This is a genomic window from Protofrankia sp. Cr1, assembly GCF_963555865.1.
GTDB lineage: Bacteria > Actinomycetota > Actinomycetes > Frankiales > Frankiaceae > Protofrankia.
This window is the reverse complement of sequence record NZ_CAUVXO010000281.1, coordinates 1-6,445: the sequence shown is the minus strand read 5'-3', so window position 1 is coordinate 6,445 and position 6,445 is coordinate 1. Positions and strand designations below refer to the sequence as shown.

The window sequence follows — 6,445 nt, the reverse complement described above, 5'->3', positions numbered from 1 at the left end:
CTGCACAGCGCCCTTCAGCGCCTCAGGGTGCGAGAGCGTCACGGCGATGCCGTCGACCTTGCTGTCGATCGCGTTCTGGATGAGGGTGGCCTGCTTCCCGCCGTCCGGGTCACTGGAGTAGATGAGCTGGATGTTGTCCTTCGCCGCGGCGGCCTGCGCGCCCTTGCGCACAATGTCCCAGAAGGTGTCGCCGGAAGACTGGTGAGTGACCATGGCGATCTTCAGTCGGGGCGTGTCCGCCACCTGGCCCGAGGCCGTCCCGCTGTTGCTCTGCTCCGACTCCTTCCCGCCGCTGCCGCTGCACGCGGCGGCGCCTAATAAAATGACTGCCGACGCGAGTGCGAGTGTGGCGAATGCCCGCCGGTGACGAATCATTCTACTTTTTTCTCCTGGCCGGTTAATGCGGTGGAACGGTGCCGAAGAACGTGGGGTCGCTCCGCGGGGGTGCGGGCCCGGGCCGGGAGGCCGGGCCCGTCGACTCGCGCGGTCATACGGCGGTCGGAAAGTGGTAGCTGGCACCGGTGGCGTGCTCGACATTGGGCCAGCGGGTGGTGACGACCTTGGCCCGGGTGTAAAAGGAAACCCCCTCGGGGCCGTGGATGTGCCGCTCGCCGAACAGCGAGTCCTTCCATCCGCCGAAGGAGTAATAGGCCATCGGCACCGGGATGGGGACGTTGATACCGATCATGCCAACCTTGACGCTCCGCTGAAATCGGCGGGCGATCTCACCGGAGGAGGTGAAGATGGCCGTGCCGTTGCCGTAGGAATTGGCGTTGATGAGACGGATAGCGGAGTCCACGTCGTCGGCGCGCAGGACGCAGAGTACCGGTCCGAAGATTTCTTCGCGGTACACCTCCATCTCGGGTGTCACCTGGTCGATGACGGTCGGGCCGACGAAGAAGCCGCTCTCGTGGCCGGGAACCACCAGTCCGCGCCCGTCGACGGCGATCCGGGCACCGCTGCGCTCACCTGAGTCGATCAGCCCGACGATGCGGTCCTTGGCCGCCTGCGTGACAACCGGCCCCATCTCGCTCGCAGCGTCGCGGCCCGGTCCGACCCGTATCGCCGACGCCTTCTGGCGTACCACCTCGACAAGGGCGTCGGCTCCGGCTCCGACGGCGACCGCCGCGGAGATCGCCATGCAGCGCTCCCCGGCGGAGCCGAAGGCTGCGGCCATGAGGTGGTCCGAGGCGAAGTCAAGGTCGGCGTCGGGTATGACGATCGCGTGGTTCTTAGCCCCGCCAAGGGCCTGCACCCGCTTGCCCGTCGCGGTCGCCCGGGCATGGATGTGCCGGGCGACGGGGGTCGAGCCGACGAACGAGACGGCCGCGACGTCCGGGTGGTCGAGCAGCGCGTCGACCGACTCGGCGTCTCCGTGGACGACGTTGAACACACCGTCAGGCAGGCCGGCCTCCGCCCACAGCCGGGCCACCAGCAGCGAGGCCGACGGATCGCGTTCGCTCGGCTTGAGGACGAAGGTGTTGCCGCACGAGATCCCGATCGGGTACATCCACATCGGCACCATCACGGGAAAGTTGAAGGGTGCGATACCGGCTACCACGCCGAGCGGCTCCCGGAACGAGAAGACGTCGACGCCGGTCGACACCTGGTCGGAATAGTCGCCCTTCAGCAGCTGCGGGATGCCGCAGGCGAACTCGACGACATCCAGGCCGCGCCGGACCTCGCCGCGCGCGTCCGACACGACCTTGCCGTGCTCATCCGAGATAATCTCGGCCAGCTCGTCCATCCGCGCGTTGACCAGCTCACGGAATGCGAACAACACCTTGGTCCGCGCGCTCAGCGAAGACTGCGACCACTCCGCGAAGGCATCCGCCGCGACCCGGACCGCGTTGTCCACATCCCGCCGGGTGGCGAGGACAACCTGTGCCTGGGGCTGCCCGGTTGCGGGATTCCAGACGGTTCCATGACGGGTGGACGTGCCGGGCGTCAATTTCCCGCCGATCCAGTGCTCAATGGTTCTCACGTCGATGTCCGTTCCGTTGTGGCTGAACGTTGCGTGGAATGCGATGTCGGCTGCTCCGTGGACGGCGACCGGATGGCGTGGCGGGCGATGTCGTGGACGGCGTCTAGAGAAAGGGCCGCTGATGCTCCTTGTTAGCCTCGTAGGATTTTCGCGCCTGCCGCGTGGATTCGAGTTCGGAGACCTCGGCGACCGGCACGTCCCACCAGGACTCGCTGCTGGGCGCCGGGACCAGCGGGTCGGTCTCGACGTGGACGAGGACAGGCCCGCCGCGATGCTCTTTGGCCTGCCGCAGGGCATCCCGAAACTCGTCGATCGTCCGGGCCCGCAGGACCTTGACACCCAGGCTGGCCGCGTTGGCCGCCAGGTCCACCGGCAGGATGTCGCCGTCCAGCCGGCGGCTGTGCGGGTTTCGGTAGCGGTACCAGGTCCCGAAACGCCCCGCGCCAACCGTGTCGGACAGCGCCCCGATCGAGGCGAAACCGTGGTTCTGGACCAGGACCACGATAATCTCGATGCTCTCCTGGACAGCCGTGACCAGCTCCTGGGCCATCATCAGGTAGGAGCCGTCCCCCACCATGACGAAGACGCCGCGGTCCGGCGCGGCCATCTTCACGCCGAGCCCGCCGGCGATCTCGTAGCCCATGCACGAGTAGCCGTACTCGACGTGGTAGCCCTTGGGGTCCCGGGTGCGCCATAGCTTGTGCAGGTCACCCGGCATCGAGCCGGCGGCGCACACGATCACGTCCCGCGGGTCCGACACCTCGTTGACGACCCCGATCACCTCGGACTGTGCCGGCATCGGGGTGTGGCCGAGGGTATAGGCCCGCTGCACCGTCTCGTCCCACTCGGCGGCGAGCCGCCCGACCAGCTCCCGGTAGCCGGCCGCCACCGACCACCTCGCGAGCGCCTCCGTCAGCACGCGCAGCGTCTCGCGGGCGTCGGCGACGACCCCGACCCCCGCATGCTTGACCGCATCCTGGACAGCGACGTTGACGTTCACGAACCGCACCCCCGGGTGCGCGAAGGCGGTCCGGGACGCGGTGGTGAAGTCGCTGTAGCGGGTGCCGATGCCGATCACGACATCGGCCTGGCGAGCGATCCGATTGGCCGCGGTCGTCCCGGTGGCGCCGACAGCGCCGAGGGCGAGCGGATGATCGTAGGGCAGCGACCCCTTGCCGGCCTGGGTCTCTGCGACCGGGATGCCGGTGGCCTCGGCGAATGCCCGCAGATCGCCGGTCGCCTCAGCGTAGATGACACCGCCACCGGCCACGATCAACGGCCGCCGCGCCGAGGCGATCACCTCCACCGCGCGGGCCAGCGCCGCCGGTTCCGGCAGCGGGCGGGCGACATGCCACACCCGTTCGGCCAACAGCTCGACCGGCCAGTCATGCGCCTCGGCCTGGACGTCCTGTGGCATCGCCAGCGTCACTGCACCGGTCTGCGCCGGGTCGGTCAACACCCGCATCGCGCCGAGCAGCGCCGAGGGGAGCTGCTCCGGCCGCCAGACGCGGTCGAAGAACGCCGACACCGGCCGGAACGTGTCGTTGACCGACACGTCGTAGCCGCGCGGGTCCTCCAGCTCCTGCAGCACCGGGTTCGCGGGCCGGATGGCGAACACATCGCCCGGCAGCAGCAGCACGGGCAGCCGGTTGATGGTGGCCAGGGCCGCGCCGGTCACCATGTTGGTCGCGCCGGGGCCGATCGAGGACGTACAGGCCAGGGTCGTGAGGCGGTTACGCATCCGGGCGAAGGCTGTCGACGCGTGCACCATGCCCTGCTCGTTGCGCGCCTGGTAGTACGGCAGCGCGCCGGGCGTGCGCAGCTCGGCTTCCAGCAGGGCCTGGCCGATCCCGGCCACATTGCCGTGCCCGAAGATCCCGAAACAGCCGGCGAACAGCTTGTGCCGGACGCCGTCACGCTCGCTGCGCTGGGCCGCGAGGAAGCGGACCAGGGCCTGCGCGACGGTGAGCCGAACCGTCCGGGGGCCGTCGGTGGTCAACGGATCATCCCCGTGTCGGCCGAGGGCACTCCGTCGGGGGCGGGTTTCCCTTTTCCGTTCGGCTCCGGGTTTCCCTTCGGCTCCGGGCCATAGCCGGTCGGTGTCATGGGCAGACGCGGGTCGATGTCGGTCTGGCGCCACGTCTGCCTGACCCAGGTGTGGGCCGGGTCATCGCAGATCAGCCAGGCTCTCTCCGGCCCGGGACCGGCCATGACGTTGAGGTAGTAGAGGTCGTAGCCCGGCGCGGCCATGGACGGGCCGTGCCACCCGCATGGGATGATCACAACGTCGCCGGACCGCACCTCGGCCAGCAGGTCGGCCGGCCGCCGCTCGGTGCCGTACACCCGCTGGTAGGCGATGCCGGGACCGCCCTGTCCTGGCGACACCTCGAAGTAGTAGATCTCCTCCAGCGCGGTCTCGCCCGGCCGCTCCTCGTCATGCTTGTGCGGCGGGTAGGACGACCAGTTTCCGGCCGGGGTGAGCACCTCGCAGGCGATCAGGCGGTCGGCGTCGAGGCTCTGCGGCGTACAGAAGTTGTTCACCTGCCTCGAACACGAGCCTGCCCCGCGTAGCTCCACGGGCACGTCGGAGGCTGGGACGTAGCGTGGCGGCAGAGTCCGGCGGGCTACCGCCGACGGCAACGCGAACCGGCCGCCGCGGCGGCTGCGGATCGTTGCGGCGGCATTCCTGGGTAGGTAGACGAAGTCCGTCGGGCCGTCGAAGACGCCGCCGCGCCCGGCGAGCTCCCACCACGCATGGTCCCGGGTCCGAAGCGGCTGGGAGATTGAGCCAGGCCGCCCAGCCGCTTCGGGCATCTGGCCGATATAGTCGACAACGCAGGAGCCGGACAGCGGCAGCACGATCGTCTCGCGGTCGACGGTGGTGAACGTCCTCGACTCGCCCGGCTCCAGCCGCAGGACCCGCAGCCCGGCGAAGTCCCACCCGGCCTGCTTCGGGCCCAGATCCAGCTGCCAGCCGTCACCGCGGAGCATCCCGGCAGGGATGTGCCAGTTCTTGCCGCCTCCGGCCGTCCGCGCTGAAGTACGCACGCTAGTACTCATGCCGACACCTTTCGTAGCGCTGGCCGTACCAACTGTGCGGCGCCAGCCACCGCCGCCGCCACGTCCCCGCCGGGCGGGTAGAGCAGCGCGCGACCGACCACCAGACCCCGCACGCCGGGTAGCGTGAGGGCCCGCGCCCAGAATGCGTAGGTCTGCTCCATCGACCCGACCGGGTCGCCGCCGAGCAGCAACGCCGGCAGGGTGGTGGCGGCCATGACCTCTTCCAGCCCGTCCACCACGGGCAGCTTCAGCCAGGTGTGCGAGCTGGTGGCGCCCAGCCCGGCCGCCACCGCGACCGACTTGACCACCGCTGCCGGCGTGAGGTCGTTGTGCACCCGCCCGTCCACGCGGCGGGAGATGAAGGGCTCGAGCATCGCGACCCGCCCGAGCCGGGCCAGCTCGGTGACCGCACGGCCACAGGATTCCAGCGTGCTGACGGTCCCCGGATCAGCCAGGTCGATACGGCAGAGCATCTTCCCGCCATCGAAACCCATCGCCGCGATCGTCAGCGCGTCGTAACCGGTGAACCGGTCGTCCAGCTCGAACACGGCGCCATGCAGTCCACCCCGGTTCATCGAGCCGAAGACGACCTTGCCCTCCAGCGCCCCGAGCAGGAGCAGGTCCTCCAGGACGTCCGCGGTGCCGAGCACCCCGTCAACGGCGGGGTCGGCGAGCGCGGTCACCAGGCGACGCAGCAGGTCGTCCCGGTCGGCCATCGCCGCCGGGTTCTCCCGCACCCCCAGTGCGCCGCGGGCGGGATGGTCGGCAGCCACGATCAGCAGCCGGCCGGACCCGTCGAGCAGGGGCCGGCGCCGACGTCCGGCGGCCGCCTCTGCGATCGCTTCGGGGTTGCGCGCGCGCAGCTCGCGCAGATCCCACAAGCGCTGGTCAGACAGCATCGACAAACTCCTCAAGCCGGGCGCACACCTCGGCGGTCGTCGGCATCGCGGTGGAGCATTCCAGCCGGGTGGCGACGATCGCGCCGGCCGCGTTGGCGAAGCGCACCAACTGTTCCAGCGGCCATCGGGCAAGCAGTCCGTGGCACAGTGCCCCGCCGAAACCGTCGCCGGCCCCCAGCCCGTTGACAACAGTGACGGGGATCGGCGACACCTCGACGCTCGCGGTCGCCGTCGCGGCCAGCACCCCCCGCGGACCCTGTTTGACGACGGCGAGCTCGACGCCGGCATCGAGCAGCGCCGCCGCGGCCGCCCGCGGATCACGCGTACCGACCGCGACCTCGCATTCCTCCAGGTTCCCCACGGCCACCGTCACATGCGGCAGGGCGGCCCGCACCTGCTCGCCCGCGGCCGCCGCGGACGGCCAGAACATCGGGCGGTAGTCGAGGTCGAGGACGGTGTAGGCGCGCCGGCCCCGGGCCCGCCATGCGGCGTGATGCGCCGC

At 70.1% G+C, this 6,445-nt stretch carries 6 protein-coding genes; all 6 read right to left on the bottom strand.

Features of this window, described 5'->3' with window-relative positions; translation table 11 throughout:
* Positions 1-375 (bottom strand): substrate-binding domain-containing protein (locus U9980_RS18950; protein ID WP_322769144.1); only part of this gene is annotated, 375 nt, incomplete at its 3' end.
* A 112-nt stretch (positions 376-487) separates the two neighbouring features.
* Complete coding sequence (locus U9980_RS18945; RefSeq protein WP_322769143.1) at positions 488-1,984, bottom strand: CoA-acylating methylmalonate-semialdehyde dehydrogenase; 1,497 nt, start codon at positions 1,982-1,984, stop codon at positions 488-490.
* A 103-nt stretch (positions 1,985-2,087) separates the two neighbouring features.
* Complete coding sequence (gene iolD, locus U9980_RS18940) at positions 2,088-3,983, bottom strand: 3D-(3,5/4)-trihydroxycyclohexane-1,2-dione acylhydrolase (decyclizing) (RefSeq protein ID WP_322769142.1); 1,896 nt, start codon at positions 3,981-3,983, stop codon at positions 2,088-2,090.
* Complete coding sequence (gene iolB, locus U9980_RS18935; protein ID WP_322769141.1) at positions 3,980-5,044, bottom strand: 5-deoxy-glucuronate isomerase; 1,065 nt, start codon at positions 5,042-5,044, stop codon at positions 3,980-3,982. The genes iolD and iolB overlap by 4 nt, the downstream gene beginning before the upstream one ends.
* On the bottom strand, positions 5,041-5,943 hold the full coding sequence (locus tag U9980_RS18930; RefSeq protein WP_322769140.1) for a deoxyribose-phosphate aldolase: 903 nt from the start codon (positions 5,941-5,943) through the stop codon (positions 5,041-5,043). The genes iolB and U9980_RS18930 overlap by 4 nt, the downstream gene beginning before the upstream one ends.
* The coding region (locus tag U9980_RS18925) for a PfkB family carbohydrate kinase (RefSeq protein ID WP_322769139.1) at positions 5,933-6,445 on the bottom strand (513 nt) is incomplete at its 5' end. The genes U9980_RS18930 and U9980_RS18925, both read right to left, overlap by 11 nt.

Coding starts and splice junctions, on each gene's coding strand:
- iolB (WP_322769141.1), bottom strand. CDS start 5,044: ATGAGTACTAGCGTGCGTACTTCAGCGCGGACGGCCGGAGGCGGCAAG.
- U9980_RS18930 (WP_322769140.1), bottom strand. CDS start 5,943: ATGCTGTCTGACCAGCGCTTGTGGGATCTGCGCGAGCTGCGCGCGCGC.